Annotated in this window: 15 protein-coding genes; 13 read left to right on the top strand and 2 right to left on the bottom strand. The window is 47.9% G+C overall.

Annotated features, from left to right (window positions below):
- The first annotated feature begins 425 nt into the window (after positions 1–425).
- From ADIS_RS22455 to ADIS_RS17840, 9 genes are all read left to right on the top strand, one after another.
- A complete protein-coding gene (locus ADIS_RS22455) occupies positions 426–1,799 on the top strand; it encodes a fasciclin domain-containing protein (RefSeq protein ID WP_010856059.1) in 1,374 nt (457 codons plus the stop codon).
- A 238-nt stretch (positions 1,800–2,037) separates the two neighbouring features.
- A complete protein-coding gene (locus ADIS_RS17800) occupies positions 2,038–4,659 on the top strand; it encodes an SLBB domain-containing protein (RefSeq protein ID WP_010856061.1) in 2,622 nt (873 codons plus the stop codon).
- Positions 4,660–4,664: 5 nt separating this feature from the next.
- Positions 4,665–5,726 carry a GumC domain-containing protein gene (locus ADIS_RS17805; protein ID WP_010856062.1) on the top strand — a complete coding sequence of 354 codons (1,062 nt, stop codon included), beginning with the start codon at positions 4,665–4,667 and terminating at the stop codon, positions 5,724–5,726.
- 31 nt (positions 5,727–5,757) lie between these two features.
- Complete coding sequence (locus ADIS_RS17810; protein WP_155907594.1) at positions 5,758–7,041, top strand: oligosaccharide flippase family protein; 1,284 nt, start codon at positions 5,758–5,760, stop codon at positions 7,039–7,041.
- Position 7,042: 1 nt separating this feature from the next.
- Positions 7,043–7,996: a glycosyltransferase family 2 protein gene (locus ADIS_RS17815; protein ID WP_010856064.1), complete on the top strand. Its 954-nt coding sequence runs from the start codon at positions 7,043–7,045 to the stop codon at positions 7,994–7,996.
- Entirely contained in the window at positions 7,984–9,378 is a 1,395-nt protein-coding gene (locus tag ADIS_RS17820; RefSeq protein ID WP_010856065.1) for an O-antigen ligase family protein, read from the top strand. Before ADIS_RS17815 ends, ADIS_RS17820 begins: the two co-directional genes overlap by 13 nt.
- Positions 9,365–10,462 carry a glycosyltransferase family 4 protein gene (locus tag ADIS_RS17825; protein WP_010856066.1) on the top strand — a complete coding sequence of 366 codons (1,098 nt, stop codon included), beginning with the start codon at positions 9,365–9,367 and terminating at the stop codon, positions 10,460–10,462. Before ADIS_RS17820 ends, ADIS_RS17825 begins: the two co-directional genes overlap by 14 nt.
- A complete protein-coding gene (locus ADIS_RS17830) occupies positions 10,452–11,606 on the top strand; it encodes a glycosyltransferase (protein WP_010856067.1) in 1,155 nt (384 codons plus the stop codon). The genes ADIS_RS17825 and ADIS_RS17830 overlap by 11 nt, the downstream gene beginning before the upstream one ends.
- Positions 11,607–11,886: 280 nt before the next feature.
- Positions 11,887–13,017, top strand: a complete 1,131-nt coding sequence (locus ADIS_RS17840) for a DUF1972 domain-containing protein (protein WP_035806799.1) — start codon at positions 11,887–11,889, stop codon at positions 13,015–13,017.
- An 80-nt stretch (positions 13,018–13,097) separates the two neighbouring features.
- Here the strand turns inward: ADIS_RS17840 and ADIS_RS17845 are convergent, their stop codons facing one another.
- A complete protein-coding gene (locus tag ADIS_RS17845; RefSeq protein WP_010856070.1) occupies positions 13,098–14,006 on the bottom strand; it encodes a universal stress protein in 909 nt (302 codons plus the stop codon).
- 214 nt (positions 14,007–14,220) lie between these two features.
- Here ADIS_RS17845 and ADIS_RS17850 point away from each other — a divergent pair, with 214 nt between their 5' ends.
- Positions 14,221–14,793: a 2'-5' RNA ligase family protein gene (locus ADIS_RS17850; protein ID WP_010856072.1), complete on the top strand. Its 573-nt coding sequence runs from the start codon at positions 14,221–14,223 to the stop codon at positions 14,791–14,793.
- Here ADIS_RS17850 and ADIS_RS17855 read toward each other — a convergent pair.
- The gene (locus tag ADIS_RS17855) at positions 14,790–15,278 is read right to left on the bottom strand and encodes a DUF6702 family protein (RefSeq protein ID WP_010856073.1); all 489 of its coding nucleotides are present in this window, start codon (positions 15,276–15,278) and stop codon (positions 14,790–14,792) included. The genes ADIS_RS17850 and ADIS_RS17855 overlap by 4 nt on opposite strands.
- Positions 15,279–15,369: 91 nt before the next feature.
- Between ADIS_RS17855 and ADIS_RS17860 the strand changes: the two genes are divergently transcribed.
- From ADIS_RS17860 to ADIS_RS17875, 3 genes are all read left to right on the top strand, one after another.
- Positions 15,370–15,954 carry a HupE/UreJ family protein gene (locus ADIS_RS17860; protein WP_010856074.1) on the top strand — a complete coding sequence of 195 codons (585 nt, stop codon included), beginning with the start codon at positions 15,370–15,372 and terminating at the stop codon, positions 15,952–15,954.
- 171 nt (positions 15,955–16,125) lie between these two features.
- Positions 16,126–18,453 (top strand): M1 family metallopeptidase, encoded by a 2,328-nt coding sequence (locus ADIS_RS17865; RefSeq protein ID WP_035806803.1) that lies wholly within the window; start codon positions 16,126–16,128, stop codon positions 18,451–18,453.
- A 396-nt stretch (positions 18,454–18,849) separates the two neighbouring features.
- A complete protein-coding gene (locus ADIS_RS17875; RefSeq protein WP_010856077.1) occupies positions 18,850–19,104 on the top strand; it encodes a hypothetical protein in 255 nt (84 codons plus the stop codon).
- Positions 19,105–19,161: the final 57 nt, after the last annotated feature.

Raw genomic sequence — 19,161 nt, forward strand, 5'->3', positions numbered from 1 at the left:
TTTGTCTCCAATAGTCACACCTAGCATCCTACGGAGAGACCTGATCCTTGGGAAATTTCGCAAACAGAAAGGGTAACCGACTGGTCTCGCTCATCTCATCTCGATAGGCTGGAGTTAATCAGCCAAAGGTAGGCAAAACCGCGTAAATACGCCTTTTTGGATGATATGTACCGGTTTTAGATATCTGTAAATTTACTAAAATGAGGTAAATTTGAAATATTCCATTATAATACGTCCTCTTGGGCACTTAGATCGATTTTCCAATAATATTTTTCAGCCCATTGATTGTATATACAGGTAATTACATATACAAAAAAGAACAGTTTACTTATTTTTGTTTAACAAAAATACATGAATCTTAAACTAATCTAGTGTGGTGGCGTTCTTTAGGGGACTTTATTAATTTCACTAAACCGATCAATACCATGGAAAATTTCAGAAAAAACTATCATCTATTTTTTGTCTGGCTTGCCGCATTTGGCATGCTGGCCTTCACCTCATGTTCTGATGACGACAACGGTCCCATGCCGCCTGCTGAAGAAAACATCGTGCAGGTAGCTCAGGGTGCATCTCAATTTTCTACCTTGGTGGCTGCTGTTCAGCGGGCTGGCTTGGTAGAAGCGCTTACAGGTCCAGGACCGTTCACCGTATTCGCACCTACCAACCAGGCTTTTGCTGATGCGGGGATCACTGATGTCACCGCCATTCCGGTCGACCAATTGAGAGACATCCTATTATACCATGTAGTATCCGGACGGGTAATGTCCAACCAAGTGACTTCCGGAGCAGTGCCAACCCTATTGGAGGGAGCTAGCTTGAACTTTACCGTAAGTGGTGGCGCAATAACTATCAATGATGGGATCGGCGTGGCTACTGCGGATATCTCTGCTTCCAACGGTGTAATACATGCGATTAATGGTATTTTGATGCCACCAACTGAGGAAGAAGAGGAGACCAATACCATCGCAGATATCGTGATGGGCAATGAAAACTTTTCAACACTTCTTGCTGCTGTGATGCAAGCAGGCTTAGCAGAAGCGTTGGCCGCTGCTGATGGTGATTTTACGGTATTCGCTCCAACTGATGCAGCATTCGCTCGCTTCATGGACGATAATGGATTAACAGCAGAACAATTGTTGGCGTCTCCAAATTTGGTTGATATCCTTTCTTACCACGTGGTGGTAGGTCCCGTACCCTCGTCAGCAGTGAGTGCTGGTAGCGTGACTTCCTTGGGTACTACTCCTTTCTTCGTGAGTGTTGACCCAGCCGGTGGTATTTGGCTAAACGGTTCCGCACAGGTTGTTGATGCAGATATTATGGCAGATAATGGTATCATCCATGTAATAGATTATGTTATCACTCCTCCCACTGAGAGCATCGCGGAAATTGCGGTAGGATTTACAACTGCTGCTGAACCAGAGTTCACCCAACTTGTGGGCGCGCTCGCGAGAGCTGGATTGGTTGATGCCGTCAGCGGTGGATTCAGTGACAATTTGACTGTATTTGCTCCAACCGACGCGGCCTTTGAGGCGCTTTACGCAGCACTGGAAGTTGACGGGTTTGAAGATATTGATCTTGAACTGCTCACAGCTGTGCTGACCTATCATGTTGTTCCTGCAAGAGCTTTCTCTCAGGATCTGCGTGAGGGCGCTGAGCTACCTACGCTTAGCGGTGACAATACACTAACAGTAAATTTGGCGGATTTACAGATCAACGAATCCGGCTTGATACCAGCATTGCTCAACGTACATGCCACCAATGGTGTGATCCATGTGATCGATCAAGTATTGCTTCCCTAACAGAAAGTATACAACAGTCAGTTTATAAACACAAAGGAGCCCTCTTCGGAGGGTTCCTTTTTTGCATTTTTTCGCATTTTTACATTAAATACTCGGTAGTTTACCCATAAAAGAATGTAATAATTATCTTTACACCGGTTTAGACCTTTGCAGGAGGGTTTATCGATATTCAAAGCGGTATGCAGTGTGCCTGAGGAGGCGAAGCTGTGGGCCTACCAAATAAACGGGTAAAGAATTTATGTGTATTCGATCATTTTTGTGCAGGAGGTCTCTGGCAATAGGGTTCCTGTTATTATCTCTGGCAGCGGCATGTTTTGTCACGCCCGTTTTTTCACAGTCTTTGCAGGATATTTCCTCGATTAAAGTTGATGACCTTACAGATGAACAGCTTCAGCTTTTGGTACGAAGGGCGGAGGAAGCCGGCCTTACTGAGTCAGAGCTTGTGATGATGGCCCAGGCAAGAGGTGTGCCCCAATCGGAAATCAACAAGCTCCGGAATAGGTTGGAAAACATGGATATCTCCATCACAGCTGGAGGTATGCGCCGGGCTCCTTCAAAACGGCAGCCACGGCAGCAAACAAACCTCAATGCCATTTCCCAAGGAATAATCAGTTTCCAGGAAGAGCCAGACGAAATCGATGAATCGGAAGCTTATTTTGGCCTTGATCTATTTTACAGTAAAAACCGACGCTTGTCCTTTGAGCCTAACTTCAATATGCCCACCCCGCAAAACTACGTGGTGGGGCCTGGAGATATGGTTTATGTAGACGTTTACGGGCAATCGGAGAAGTCTTATGAAGGTATGATTTCTGCGGAGGGCTTTTTGACCTTGGATCATGTCGGTCCGGTGAGTGTTTCCGGCAAGACCATCGAGGAAATTACCGCCCTGATAAAAAGTAGGCTTTCCAGGTTTTATACCGGATTGGCCGGTTCCAGCCCAAATACCTTTGTTCAGGTCACGCTCGGAAATCTGCGTACCATTCAGGTGCATTTGGTAGGGGATCTACGGCTTCCGGGTACTTTTACCCTAAGTTCTTTGAGCACGGTCTTTAACGCCCTGTATGCTGCCGGGGGGCCCTCCATCAATGGATCCATGAGGAGCATCAAGGTGATCCGCAGCGATCAGGAAATAGCTGAAATCGACGTCTACGACTTTTTGATAAAAGGGAAAGCTGATATCAACCTTCGCCTGCAGGATCAGGACATTATTTTGGTTCAGCCGTTTCTGGGGCGTGTCCGATTGATGGGAGAGGTAAAGCGTCCGCTGATATTTGAAGTGAAAGAGGGAGAGACCTTTAGGGATGTGTTGGCCTATGCAGGAGGTTTTACAGACGAAGCATTTAAGGATCGGGTGAGTGTTTCACGGACTACCGGCAAAGAGCGAGCAGTCTCGGATATCTTTCAGGATCAGTTTCAGCTGTTTTCAGTAAAAGGGGGAGATGCCTATACGATTGGCCGTATCCTGGACCGATTCACGAATAGAGTCCAGATAAAAGGCGCGGTCTTTCGGGAAGGGAATTATGCGCTTACCCAAGGTCTGACACTCAAAGAGCTGATAAAGCATGCAGATGGCCTGCGTGGTGAAGCGTATTTGGAGCGAGCAAGTATCCTTCGGACGAATGATGACCTAACTACAGAGATTTTAACCGTTAACCTTCGATCTGTGTTGGAGGGAATTGCCGCCGATGTGGCCTTGCGACGGGAGGACGTGGTTCGTATTTCCAGTATATACGATTTGCAGGAAGAGTTTTACGTTCAGGTAACAGGTGAGGTGCGCAATCCGGGCACCTATCCCTACTCCAAAAACATGACGGTAGAAGACCTGATCGTTTTGGCCGGGGGGCTTAGGGAAGCAGCTAGTACCGAAGACATGGAAATAGCGAGGAGGGTTTTAGATCCGGTGGAAGGGCGTTTTTCAAGGTTGGTTCCGGTACGGGTAGACAAGGGACTTGTAGCGGTCAGTCCTCCGCAGATTTTGGAGCCGTTTGATAACCTCGTGATCCGGCGTAAGCCTAATTTTACCCTCGAAAAGATGGTGTTCGTAGAAGGGCAGGTCAATTCCCCAGGTGCCTTTGTGGTACAGTCTGCCGAGGAGCGGATTTCTGATGTGATTCGCCGGGCGGGAGGTTTGACATCCTTTGCTTACACGAGGGGTGCTACATTGATTCGACGTACCGAATACTACAATACAGACTCAGAGCAGGCCCGTCGGCAGCGAAACCTGCAGGATCTTCAGGCAAAACTGCAATACGATCCAAACGATGCCGAGTCGCAGGAAGCACTGCTGCAAAGGCTCTTTAAAGACCTTGGCACCGGGAAAGCGGATCGGGACGCGGCCGAAAGTGCCGCCGTGTCAGATGTTAAAAGGGAGGCAGTAACGGGCCTTGCCAATACCAGAGGAGATTTGGGTGAGTTGCGGATCCGGGAAACCGAGGCGGTTGCCATTGATTTGGAAAAAATAATGCGGAGCCCCGGTTCGGTGTTTGATTTGATCTTGGAGGAGGGAGACATTATATCCATTCCCAGGCAGTTGCAGACGGTACGATTGCGGGGAGACGTGGTTTACCCTACTACTGTACGGCATGAGAGGGAGTCTAGGCTGCGGTATTACATAGACAGGGCCGGCGGATTCAACAACCGGGCAAACCGGAAGAGAACATACGTGGTGTATGCAAACGGGGAAGTGTCGCGCACTAAGAACTTTTTGGGAATGCGGTCTTATCCGGCCGTCGAGCCTGGCGCGGAGATCTTTGTACCCACAAAGGGTCCGAGGATTCCCGTCCGGCCAGGGGAGCTGGTGGGCTTGACTACTGGATTAGCTACCTTGGTTCTTATCCTCACACAGATCAATAACCGATAGTTTCCATGCCAGAAAAACACATATTGGATGACAAGCTCACCCTGCGGGAGGTAGTACTCAGCGCAAGGAACTGGATCGCGTACTTTTTGTCAAGCTGGAAAGTGATCGCCCTATGGGTCGCCTGTGGGTTTTTGCTAGGAGGATTGGTTGCCCTGATAAAAAAGCCGGTGTATGTGGCGGAAACTTCCTTTGTGCTGGAAGATGCAGATGTGGGACAGCTCGGGCAAATGACTGGCATCGCATCGTTGGTAGGGGTGAATTTAGGTTCTTTAGGTGGCTCAAGTGGCCTGTTTCAAGGGGATAATATCATAGAACTCTACCGATCCAACAACATGATCGGCAAGACCTTGCTTACCCGCTTTGATGGAGATCAGCTATTGATTCATCGGTTTATAGAAGCCAATGAGCTGGACAAGAAGTGGAGAAAGGCAGTTGATTTAAGGGCACTGGATTTTGCCCTGCCCAGGGAGAATTTTTCAATCACCCAAGACTCCGTGATGCGTGAGGTTTCCCGCCTTATTCGGGAGAAACACCTCGCGGTCACCAAACCCGATCGGAAGCTTTCTATTATACAGGTGTCCATTTCCTCCAAAGATGAGCAGTTTTCAAAGGTTTTTAATGAAGCGTTGGTGGAAAATGTAAATGGCTTCTATTTCGAGACCAAGACGAAAAAGACATTCGAAAACCTTAGCATCCTTCAGTTTCAGGCGGATTCGGTGCGCCGAATTCTGGATGCGAACCTAGAGGAGCTGGCAGCGTTATCGGACAGAATGCCTAATCCTAACCCAATGATGCAGGTTGGAAACATTGCTGTGCGCAAAAAACAGATCGACGTACAATCCTCTTCAGCCATCTATGCCGAGATTGTAAAGAACCTGGAAATTGCCAAGGTGAACCAACGGAACAATACGCCGCTTATTCAAATCATCGATGGACCCCGGTATCCACTTGAGCGATATGAAATCAAACCGCTAAAAGGGGTAGTGATAGGGGCATTTCTGGCTGGCGTGATGGGCCTGGTTTTTTTGTATTTAAGGGAGGTATACCGCCGCGATATCGCAGCTTGACGGGTTGGTCGTTTTGATGGTGATAGAAAAAATGAAGGGTATCGATGTTTTGGGTTTGTTCAACAACCGATCTATTCACAATTTCATTTTTCTCAGCGCGATCCAAATCTCCAACATTCTGATTACCCTGATTTCCATGCCGTTGCTGATTTCAGCGATCGGAGTGGATCAGTTCGGGCTGGTCAGTCTCTCCTTCTCGGTGATGGTTATTGCCAATATTTTTGTCAGCTTCGGATTCAATCTGAGCGGTCCAAGAGCAGTAGCGTTAAACCAGCAAAACCCAAAACGGCTTTCTTTTCTTCTATCCCATATTCTTGGAGGCAAAGTCCTGCTCGCCTCTGTTGCTACGGGCGTGCTTTTGGTGCTGATCTTTGGGTTTGGCTTTTTTACAGAGTATCAAACGATTCTGGCCTTGTCCGTTCTGCTGCTGTATTCGGAGGCAACACTCCCGCTTTGGTTTTTTCAGGGCTTGGAGAAAATGAGACTTATCTCCATCGCAAACGTGGTTAGTAAAGTACTGTATTTGATGGGTATATTCCTTTTTATCAAGGATCCGTCCCACGCCAAATGGGCGAATTTTATTCTGGGAGCCTGTGGCCTGTCGATCAACCTGCTCGTACTTGCCTATGTGCGAAAACGGTTGGGTATTGTATTGATAGGCCCAAGGATTTTGCGCATCTTTCGTTCCCTGAAATCCAACGTACACTACTTTTTGAGTAATCTTACCTCCTACCTGACCTTTAATGGGGGCTTGGTGATCCTCAGTTTCTTTGAGCAATCGCACACCTTGGGGATGTATAGCCTGGCCGAAAAGATCGTAATGGTAATTCGTTTGTTTCCTTCCATCCTTACCCAGTCAGTCTATCCAAATGCAAGCAAACTATACCAGGCAGATAAATCAACGTTCCTGCGGTTTATGAGGAAGGTCTATTTTTCCGGCCTGGCAATTTCATTTTTCTTCTCTGTCGCCACGTATTTGGCCGCGCCGTTGATCATTCAACTTCTCGCTACCAGCAGGCTGGAAGATTCCATTTACTACTTAAGACTGCTGTCGTTAATTCCCTTTTTGGCCTGCCTGAACATCGGTAATGTGCTTATTTTTTTGGTCACCAATCAGCAAAAGCAACTGTTCAAGGTTTCGGCGTTTATGTGTGTTTTTATGATGGTTAGCGCCAGTTTGTTGACCTACCGATTTGGTGCGGTCGGGATCTGTGTGGCGCTACTTTCAACGGAACTGTTGCATTTTCTTGGGTTTTCGTGGATGGTTGCCAGAAAAAACCCGGATCTTTGGCGTGGATTTTACCTAGCGGCATGATATGAATGAAGCAGCCATTGCGTCGATTCCTTCGGTAGCTCTGATCGTGGTCAATTGGAATACCTACGGGTACACCAAAAGCTGCTTGGATCAGGCGGCTCGGCTTGCCTACCCCCACAGGGAGGTAGTATTGGTAGATAATGGTTCCACGGATGGCAGTGGGCAGCGATTACGTGCGGAATATCCCGATGTTGTTTTTCTTGAAAACGACCGAAATCTGGGTTTTACAGGGGGGAACAATCGAGGCATTGAATATGCGCTCGCAAAAGAATTTAGATATGTGTTTCTCCTAAACAACGATACCTACTTCCAGCCCTCGTTTCTGGGCATCTTGGTGGACTATTTGGAGGCCAACCCACGTGTGGGAGCAGTGCAGCCATTGATTTTTGAGTCCAATGGAGAAAGGCCAGTTTGGCATGCAGGGGGGATTTTTAATTCGCTGACAGGAGGGACCAAAAGCATTAAGCGGATGGTGGAGAAGGATAAACCTTATGCGTCAGACTGGTTGACGGGATGTGCCTTTTTGATCCGAACGGAGTTGGTCTGGAAGATAGGGCCTTTGAGAAATGCCTATTTTGCCTATTTTGAGGACGTGGATTGGTCATTTAGGGTCATGCATGCCGGTTATTCCCTGCACATTGTGCCAAAAGCCATTTTGCACCATGAGGTAAGCGCGTCTACCAAATCGAAGGTCAGGCAGAAAGAGGGTTATCTGAGCCCTGCGGCACATTACCTTAATGTGCGCAATCAGTTTCTTCTCCTCAAATCCAAACCAAAAGACTTGATAACGGGGATTGCCTGGCCCTATCAGGTAAGCAAGGCTTTGGCCGTGTTGATTTATTTTAGTGTTCGCTTCCGGTTTAAAAAGTTGAAGGCGGCAGCCGATGGGCTTAGGGATGGCCTTGCCCACCATCCGGATTCCAACACCCCACCCGATATTTCATGTTATTTATAATCTTGGTGATTGGCACCGTGTCGCTTGCGGTGGTGACCTTTCGGAACCTGCTGGTGAAGGGCAACTGGGAGTTTGTCATTTTTTTTGCTGCCCTGTTTTTTCCGTTTTACATCACCATTCTCAGCGTGGTTTATACCACCGTTAGGTCTTCCCTTTTGTTGACGGCTTTTCAGTCCATCAAGGAATTGGTGATCGCATTGGCAGTAGTCAGCTTTTTTGTTTTTAAGCGGGACTTTACCCGCTATGAATTTCGGCTAATGCGGCTTGATTATCTGTTTATCTGCTTTTACCTGATTTCCTTTGTGTTTTTGGTTTTGCCTGTTGGAGAGGCGAAGTTGGTTAATAAGGTGCTGTATTTTAAGAATATGGCTTTTATGGGTCTATTTTACTTTTTCGGTAGGAACACCCGGTTCGATGACCAAACGCTAAAAAGGCTGCTGCACGTGCTTCTGGGGATTGGGTTGCTGGCGTTTTTCCTCAACGTAGTTGAGCTGGTCTTAGATACCCATTTTCAGCAGTATACTGGGTATGCGGTGTTTAATGAGGAGGTGAATGAAATCTCACCAAGGGGAAACTATGGGCTGACTTGGACCTTTGAGACCCAGACCCTATCCAAGCGCTTTGCTTCCTTTTTTGCGGATCCCTTGGAGTTGGCCATTTCTTCCCTGATGTTGTTTTCGGTAGCCTTGATCATGTACCTGACCACACCAAGGCATGGAGCCTATCCCTATATGGTGATGATTGCCGTTACGCTAGCTACATTGCTTTTCTCATCCTCCCGTTCTTCATTAGCTGCATTACTGATTTTGGCCGCCTACATCGCGTTTGTGTTTAGGTTATATAAGGTATTGGGATTCGCGGCACTATTTGTGCTTATGTTTGTGGTCTACTTCTTTTATTTTGCATCGGAGGACCTTCAGTATTTCGTGATCGATACCATAACCTTTCAGAATACCTCTTCAGTTGGACACGTTCTTGAGTGGACCGCTGCACTGGAGTCCATGCTTACCAACCCACTGGGAATCGGCTTGGCAACCAGTGGAAATGTCAGCTCGGTCGACGAAAGCCTGCGCATTGGAGGAGAAAATCAGTTTTTGGTGTTTGGGGTTCAGTTGGGGTGGCTGGGGATGTTGGTGTATATCCTTATTCTGGTGTGTTCGATTGTCTATTCTCTTCGGGCATTTTGGGAGTTGAAAAACCTGAACGAGGCGCGGATAGCCTTTGTGGCCACTTCGGTAAAGTTTGCCATGCTCTTTCCGCTATTTACTTCCAATGCGGAGAAGTTCTTTTTTGTGGCATTGGTGAGTTGGTGGATGGTTGGTTACACGGTTCATGCCGTACAACGGCAGCGTATAAAAACCGAAGAAAATGGGAAAGCTTAGGGTTGGATTTGACTGTCGCGACTTATTTATCGCACAGACGGGTACACGTACGTTTTCGGAAGAGTTGCTCGACGAAATCCGCAAGGATCCGATGGTCGAGTTGGTTCCGCTTTCCCCGTCCGGGGTAATCTTACCCAAAGGCCTGGTTTCGAAGGCGTTTGCCCATATACAGTTCATCGTTTGGAAGGTTTTTCTCCTGCCTCTAATGGCAAGGCAGACAAAGGTCGACTTTTTGATCTGCCCCGATTACGTGGCCCCGTTTTGGTTTTTGGGAAGGATCAAGACGCTTCCGGTGTTTCACGGGTGCAATATTTGGGAGCTGCCCCAGAATTATAATAGCGTGTGGCGGTTGTATTTCAGTTTCCTCGCCAGGTTGGGGCAGCGGAGGGCTTTCCGGGTACTGACCGTTTCCTCTTTTTCAAAACGTAAGCTAACCGAGGTACTTGGCATTCCAGCTTCCAGGATTACCGTCATGCCTATTGGAGCCAAAACCTTAGAGAAAGCCGCGGACCGTTCCGATAATGCGGAACGGCCCCTTTCCGGTGAGTATATCCTTCACGTCGGGGTTTTGGACAAGCGAAAAAACCTGCCTGCGCTGATCAAGGCCTTTTCCTTGTTGCCGGATCAGCAACTTCACTTGGTTCTGGTAGGCGGGAGACCATCCAAGATCTTTATGGACAGCTACCCCGAGATCCAGGCTACGGTGGATGAACTCAACCTCACCGACCGTGTGCATTTGATGGGCTATGTTTCGGACGATAGACTCCCATTGTTTTATAAGCATGCCAAGGCCTATGTGTTCCCCTCGGTATACGAGGGGTTCGGTATTCCTGTGCTGGAGGCCTTTCAATATCACCTGCCCTTGGCGGCATCGGGTTCGGCTTCGCTGCCGGAGGTAGTCGGCACTGGCGGTATGCTGTTTGACCCGGGGGACATAAAGCAGATGGCCGGTGTCATTGAGCGACTTTTGGCACTTACGCCAGTGGAACTGGATCTGCTGCGATGTGGGCAAATGAAGGCACTGAGTCATTACAGTTGGCCAAACGCATGGAATACAGTAAAGGAGGTGATGAATGGCAAATAAAAAGGCGTTGGTTTTTCACTCCAGCTCCGATCTATACGGAGCCAGCAACAGCTTGATCCGATCTCTTCGGGCTCTTCAGGAGCGGGCCATCTCTCCTACGCTAGTGCTTTCGGAGCCGGGACCTCTAAGTGAAGTGGTGGAGGGTATGGGCATTCCCGTTCAATTTATCCGGCTTGGCGTGTTGAGAAGGAAGTATGTCAGTTTGCCGGGCATTTTGAATCGGCTGTACTATACCTGGAAGGCAGTAAGACAGATCCGGAAGCTTATAAGAGCGGAGCCATTTGACATCGCCATTACGAATACAGCGGTGGTCTTTTCGGGAGCGATAGCCGCCAAGATGGCGGGCTTGAGGCATGTATGGCATGTCAGAGAAACCGTCGCCGCCCCCGCTTTTTTGAAGCATTTCATTATCTTCATGCTCAACCGGACAGGAGATGCCGTTTTCTTTGTTTCCCATGCATCCAAAAGGAATTACCTGCCGGGATTGAAACCTGCAAAGCTGTCTGTCATTTACAACGGCATAGACCCTTCCCGGTTTATGGCAGCTTCATATTCCCTAAAGGAGGAACTAGGTATTCCGGACGAGCGAATTCTTTTGCTGATGGTGGGAAGGGTAAGCTATCTGAAGGGTCAGCACTATTTTTTGGAGATAGCGAATAACCTTCTGGCCGCAAACCACAATCTACATTTTGTCCTGGCGGGGGATGTTTTTCCTGGAAATGAAGCTGTTCTGACCGGTTTACGGGCTTTTATACAGGAAAATAATCTGACAGACCATGTGACTGACCTCGGTTTCAGGCAGGATGTATATCACCTAATGGCCGGTGCGGATATATTTGTATTGCCATCCATACTGCCAGATTCCCTTCCCACTACCGTCCTTGAAGCGATGGCAGCGGCCAAGCCTGTGGTAGCTACGGCGATGGGAGGCGCCACAGAGATGGTCGTCCCTGGAGAATCGGGGTATCTGATACCTTGGGATGACGCAGCGGCTGCGGCCCAAACGCTGCAAAGACTGATAGATGATCCGCTTCTCCGTCAGCGAATGGGCAAGAGGGGACAGGAAATCGTGTTGGAGAAGTTCTCCCTCCCGGTCTATCTAGTGAATTTTGGGCGGGCGGTAGGGGAGCTATTGGATGGGTAGAAGATAGGTGACGTTGGCTTTAGAGGCAGGCGTCGTTAAATTTAGATCCTATTTGGTATATTTGCCGGATGGTTTGCAGCTAGCGATTTCAGAATTATTAAAACAAACCGCCGACTCTCCGGGACCCTTGGACACCACGAGTAGGGTAGGAAGGAGTGAAGGGGCGGTTTTTGAATCCAAGTAAATCCTGTTCGATTTGTTCAGCGTCAAATTAAAATTTTTGGACAACTTTTGCCCCGGTACCCGTATACGGTGAGTTGGGAGAAGTGAATGCCGAATTATGAAGTCAAAAAAGAATCGACCACTACGGGTGGCTATCATAGGAACGAGAGGATATCCGTATGTGTACAGTGGCTACGAAACCTTTGTCAAAGAAATGGGCGAACGGCTGGCAAAACGGGGCTTTGAAATTACCGTCTACTGCCATCGGCCCCTGTTTGCCCAACGGCCTAAAACCGTAAATGGCATCCGCTTGGTCTATGTGCCCTGCATTGAAACCAAAAACCTGAGCCAACTGACCAACTCCTTTTTGTCCATGCTCCACGTCTGCTTTTCCAAGACGGATGTGGTTTTTGTGGCCAATAGTGCCAATGGACCGTTTGGGTTGTTGCCCAGGCTGGTAGGCAAGCCCTCGGTGATCAATGTAGATGGATTGGAGTGGCTACGCCCTAAGTGGAAAGGACTGGGCGCAACCTACTTCAGGATTGCCTCCAAGCTTGCTACCAAGTTTTACGACTGCGTGGTGACCGACTCGGACGAGATGCAGAAAATCTACCTGGAGGAGTTCAACGCACCTTCAACGATGATTGCCTATGGGGGCAATCCCCGGGAGTCATCAGATTCCTCGTTGATAGCCCAGTGGAACCTTACACCCCAATCGTATTACCTTATCGTGGGAAGGCTCATTCCGGACAACAATTCGGACCTGATTGTGGATGGTTTTCTGGCGTCCGGGACACAGCGCAAGTTGGTGATCGTCGGGGATGTCCCCTATCAGGATGCCTTTGCCCAGCGGATGAAGAACATCGCGGACGACCGGCTACTTTTTACCGGCTATGTGCGTGATCAGGAAGCATTGGCGGCCCTCTATCACAATTGCTACGGCTACCTGCATGGGCACGAGTACGGCGGCACCAATCCCGCCATGCTCAAGGCACTAGGGTATGGATGTGCCATTCTCGCACTGAATACACGCTTCAATCAGGAAATGCTCCAGCAGGGCAAGTACGGCTGGTATTTTGAAAAAGAAGCCAACTCGATTCGTGACTTGGTGAACTATGCAGAGACCGTTCCCGAGCAGATGAAGCAGCTTCGCGAAAGCTCACGGGACGGGCTGGTCCAGAAGTACAATTGGGATTTTGTCACGGACGAGTACGAGCGGTTGTTCAAAAGCCTGTGCAGCCTGGGGTAAAGAATATTAATCAAAGGACTAGTTCACCGGAAAGGCTGGGGAATAAATCCCTAGCCTTTCCGGTAAGATTTTTTAGATTTTCACAATTTCAACAGTGCCTGTAGAAAGCTCATGTTTTCGCCTTTTTTCTTTAAGATTAAGGTGGGCACTTCCGTGTTTAGTTGGATGAGCTTTTCTGCTACACTTCCCAAAAGAATTGCGGCCGAGTTGGTTCGACCCCTGCTTCCGATGATCACCATATCAGCTTGCATGGATTTGCTGTGTTCAATGATGTACTTTGCTTCAGACTGTTTTTCCTTTAGGATGAATTCGCAGGAAAGCCCGCTTAATTGGTGCTTGGAAACAAACTTTTCAAAATCCTTTTTGGCATTTTCGAGCATGATTCCTGTAAACTCCTTGTAGGATTTACCGGTTTTGGAATATCCGGCCGGCACCTCGTAAAGGTGGCAACAGCTCACTTCCGCGGATACGTTGAGGGCGAGGGATTTTGCTAAGTCTAAGGTCAGCTTGCTGTATTCAGAAAAATCCAAAGGGACGAGGATGCGGGAGGGATGGTTGTTTTCGAAGCTCTCCGGGATAAAAAGCACCGAGTTGGGAGATTTTTGGGCGAGGTTTCGCGCCAGGGAACCAGAACCCTCTAAGAGTTTTTTACGGCCCATAACCAACAAGTCCACATCTTTGATTTTACACCACCTTAGCACTGTTTCCATGGGGTTCCCTTCTTTGACCAATATTTCATAGAAGGAGGGCTCAAACGAGAAATGTTCGAGCTCGTGCTTAATCCCGCGCACAATCACTTCGTCTACCGGAGCGAGTAGGTCAGGGTAGTTTTTGGAGATTTCTTCAGGAATGGAAAGGTCTTTGGCCACATGGACGAAGTACACCTTTTCTACTCCCAAAATAGGTGCCCAAGTTTGTATGTTGGAGAGCAGGGTTTCATCCATTTTTGTCAGGTCGAGCCCTACCATTATTTTCGAAAACTGTTTCATGTAGCGAAGTTGATAAACAGTTTTCAAGTTAAGGCTTTGCCCATAACTTTTAAAATGATCCTACTATTTTTAAGCTAAAATTTATTCGAATCCTATCTTTGCTCATGTGGGCATGTTCAGGGGCAGGTGAATGCCGGTCTGAGGGCGATCCACTTCCCTGTCAGGATGGCTGCCAAAAGATACCGGATTCGCCAAGCCTCCTTTGTATCCAACTATGACAACAAATAAGGAGAAATATTTCATTGCATGGGTGCCAACCGGGGCAGTACAGCAACATGCCGAAGAAATAAAACGAAAGCTTCAGGAAAAGTTTGGGGTAAAGTATGCCCTCAAGTCCCCCGCCCACGTCACGGTGAAAATGCCTTTTTTATGGAACGGGCACAAAGAGGCAGACCTGGTAAAGAAGTTGGGGGCATTTTTTTCCTCCCACGAGTCCTTTCCCCTTATACTGAAGGGATTTTCCCACTTTAGACAGCGAGTGATTTTCATCAAGGTAATGCCACAACGCCGGTTGGAGACACTACAGGAGGAACTGGGCCGGTATTGTAAACTTAATCTAAAGCTGGATGCCGAGCTGAGCGATCAGGTGTTCAAACCTCATATGACCGTGGCCTATAATGATCTGAAAAAGCGGGATTTTGAGGACTGCTTCGGGTATGTCAAGTCCCTTACGTTCGACCGGTTAGCGCGGGTGGATGAGTTTGCGCTGCTAAAAAAGATAGAAGGCAGATGGGAAGTGGTTTCTTTTTTAAAGCTGGGACAGGGCAAGGCAGATTCGGTCGATTAATACCGAAGCTCGCCCTCCTGTTTGTTTCGGGAGGTGATGATACTTTTGGGGCTTTTGTCCAAATAGAAATTGACAATGTTTTGCTGGGTGGGAAAATCCGCCAAGAGAATGGTATTCTTGATCCGTACTACCTTAGGTGAAGGGACGTTTTCGATTTCCATATAAAACCACGCCGCATCCTCTTCGATCTCAAACCCTAGGTAATGAATCTTTTGAAGGTTTCCGTTAATGTAAATCTGGTTGTGTGCAAATAAGTAATTTTTCGCCAGTTCATTCAATGCTTTGGGATCTTTAGGCCGGAGGAAGTCGACCTTCGACTGGCTGACCTGACCAAGAGCTACCTCCAGGTCGTCCCAGAATATCTTTTGGGCGATTTCGATGCTGTTCTTGTCCCGGTTATATACCATGTCGGTCAAACTGATATAAAAAGGATGGGGCAGCAGGCTGTAAAACAAGCAATAAATGGAGACCAAGAGGGTTGGCATGAATGATCCGGAAAATTTGTTTAATGTCTGAAATTAACGTTATTATTGCGACAAATTTAGCAAACGCTTTTCAAACCACACCACCAAACGGATGAACCAATTCCAACTGTATTTTAAATTAGGCGTCGAGCACATACTAGACATCGAAGGTTTTGACCATATCCTGTTCGTCATCGTGCTATGTGTGATATACCTGATGCGGGATTGGAAAAAGATACTGATTTTAGTGACGGCGTTTACGATAGGGCATTCACTTACCTTGGCATTGGCCACCCTGCAGGTCATCAAGGTCAATACGGATTTGGTGGAGTTTCTCATACCTGTTACCATCGCGATCACCTGTGTCACCAATATCCTTAAGCCGAAGCCTGCCGCAGGGCGTTCCGCTATTCAGTTGAATTATTTTTATGCCCTGTTTTTTGGCTTAATCCATGGACTCGGCTTTTCGAATTACCTGCGGTCCCTACTGGGCAGGGAGTCCTCCATTTTTCAGCCACTGTTGGCGTTTAATATTGGACTGGAAGTAGGACAACTGGTAATCGTAGGGTTGTTTTTGATCCTGGCCTCCTTGATGGTGGGCATTGTCGGCATCAAGCGGAAGGAATGGATTCTGGCCGTTTCAGCCATTGTTCTGGGCATGTCCTTTATGATGATATTGGAAAATAAATATTGGTAAGCGCTCCATTTTTCCTTTCATCAACAGGTCTCTGGCTTTAATTTAAACAACCTTTTGTCTGAGATTTGGTTTCAGATTAGAATTATGGTTATTTTGTAGCATGTTTTAACATAAAAAAGCCGTTTTTTCCATGAAACGGCATTTCTGTCAACCAATATATTTGTATTGCTTATGAGGAGTTTGTTACTGCTTTCCCTTGTTTTTTTGGGTTTTTCGGCTGAAATGAAGGCCCAGATTGACGAACAACGGCATGCCAACCGATTTGAACAATTGGGTACCATGTTACGATCCCCAAACGTATATCGCAATGCGGCGGGAGCACCTGGTCACCTGTACTGGCAGCAACAGGCGGATTACGAGATCGATGTTGTGCTCGACGATGAAAAACAGGCCATAGAAGGCAGTGGGAAAATCCGCTACGTAAACAACTCCCCCGATGCCCTGGATTACCTTTGGGTGCAGTTGGACCAAAATCAGCGCGCAGCTGATTCGGAGACTCCAAAGATGGCAACCAATAGTATTAGTTCCCAGATGTCGCTTCGGCAGCTTCAGGGCATTCTGTGGCACGACGAAGATCTTGGGTTTAAAATCCATTCGGTTAGAAAGCTTGACGGATCCGATATACAGGTGGCGGTGAACCGTACGATGATGCGGATAGACTTGGATCAGCCCCTTTTGCCTGGGAAGGAATTTGAATTCACCATTTCCTGGTCCTTCAATATCCATGATCGGATGAGTTTTATAGGCGGTAGGCCCGGGTATGAGTATTTTGAGAAGGACGGCAACTACCTGTACACCGTAGCGGAGTGGTTTCCGCGTATGGCTGTGTACTCGGATTTTGAGGGTTGGCAAAACCACCAGTTTGTGGGTACCGGAGAATTTGCCTTGGTATTTGGGGATTATAAAGTGAATATCACCGTACCCTCTGACCATATGGTGGGGGCAACCGGCGTGTTACAAAATCCGGAGGCTGTGCTGAGCAGTACCGAGATGCAGCGCTGGAATCAGGCGAAATCAACCTACGACAAGCCCGTGATCATCCGAACCCAAGCCGAAGCGGAACGATTGGAGAAAGGGCGGGCCAAGGATACCAAGACGTGGGTTTTCCATGCCGAAAATGTACGGGATTTTGCTTGGACATCTTCCCGGAAATTTATCTGGGATGCCATGGCGGTCAAGCTGGGCGGTAAGGACGTGATGGCCATGTCCTACTACGCCAAAGAAGCAAACCCGCTTTGGGAGCAATATTCCACCCGTGCGGTAGCCCATACACTGCTGTCCTATTCCAACTATACCTTTGACTACCCCTATCCGGTGGCGATTTCGGTAGAAGCTACCAATGGCATGGAGTACCCCATGATCTGCTTTAACTATGGACGGCCTGATGAAGATGGAACCTATTCCGATGCGATCAAGTATGGGATGATTTCAGTGATTATTCATGAGGTGGGACACAATTTTTTCCCGATGATCGTCAATTCCGACGAGCGACAGTGGACCTGGATGGACGAGGGATTGAATACCTTTTTGCAGTTTCTGGCCGAGCAGGAGTGGGACAGGGACTATCCTTCCCGCCGAGGGCCTGCGCACAAGATCGTGCCCTATATGAAGATGGATAAAAACCTCCTGGAACCAATCATGACCAATTCGGAAAATATCTATTCGCTGGGAGGGAATGCGTATGCCAAAGCGGCTACTGCACTGAATATCCTTCGGGAGACGGTGATGGGGCGCGAACTGTTTGACTACGCATTTAAGCAGTATTCCCAACGCTGGATGTTCAAGCATCCTACACCAGAGGATTTTTTCCGAACCATGGAGGATGCTTCCGCCGTGGACCTGGATTGGTTTTGGAGAGGTTGGTTCTTTGGCACCGAGACCGTGGATATTTCCATAGAGGATGTGAAGTGGTACACCATCGACTCCCGTAGACCTTCTGAGGTCAAAAGCCTGGAGCGTGAGGCGTATGAGCGCGAGGAGTCCCATATCACCAAAGACCGTAACCGCGCCGATGTGCCCCAAACTGTGGTGGAGCGTGATCCCGGTGCCAGGGATTTTTACAATAGCTACGACCGGTTTCGGGTAGGCCCTTCCGACGAACGGCAATATCAGGAATTTTTGAGTTCACTCTCTGCAAAGGAGCGGGATCTTTTGAATTCAGGGATGAATTTTTACGAGGTGCATCTAAAGAACAAAGGAGGATTGGTGATGCCGGTTATTCTTCAGTTTAATTATGCGGATGGAACTTCGGAGGTGGAGTACCTTCCTGCGCAGATATGGCGACTGGATGAGTACGAGATCACCAAGGTGTTTGGCAAGCAGAAAGAGGTGGTGGAGATCATTTTGGATCCCTTCAGGGAGACGGCGGATGTGGATGAGGAAAACAACTACTGGCCCAGGAAGTTTATGCCTTCACGGTTTGAGTTGTTCAAAAGTGCTACCTCACCCCGCGGCACTTCCCGCGGCCCTAACCCTATGCGGGATGCGCAGAAGAAATAAACATGGATGTCTAAAAAGGGAACCGGCAGCGATGCCGGTTTTTTTTATGACTTGTTGATACGTAAGGCTTATTGCAGAAGGCTTTGGCTCAATAGGTAGTTGTAATCTAAATGCAAAGCTTGGAGTCCCCTGTGGTAGTTTTCGAGGCTACTTTTCCGGTCACAGGTGGATCAGTCCATTTGAGATCAGAAAATAGGGTCTTCAAATGTCCCAAAGCGTAATCCGCCAAATTTAACCGCAAACGCACCTTGACAAGGGTATAGGTGGTTTTATCTTCTATTTGAGTACATGATGGCTGGTCGAGGGGCATTTTTTGGTTTTTAGACGGGTTTATGGTGTCCCAAACTGAATTCAGCGAAGGCAGGATATTCGCTGAATTCAAAATGAACAAACACCATGGAAAATTTGATGACGATTTCCAGCCTAGGTTGCTTGCTGCTGCCATTGTTGGATTTCTTTCCGAAGTACTTGTTTTATTACCTTTCTGTACGCAGCCAGGAAAAAACGAAACAGTTTCAAATAGAAAGGAATCATGACCTTGAAACCCTGAAGGAGATAAATCGCCATAAGGAATTTCTGGCCTTGAAAAACGAGGTCAACAACGGGGATCCAGCCAAGAATGAGCGCGCCTACCGATTGCCTTTGGCATAAAAAGAAAAGGCGCCCAACAGGCGCCTCTCTAGAAACATCAAACTAATATTCACACTA

This window comes from Lunatimonas lonarensis (assembly GCF_000390185.1).
In the GTDB taxonomy this organism is placed as follows: Bacteria; Bacteroidota; Bacteroidia; order Cytophagales; family Cyclobacteriaceae; genus Lunatimonas; species Lunatimonas lonarensis.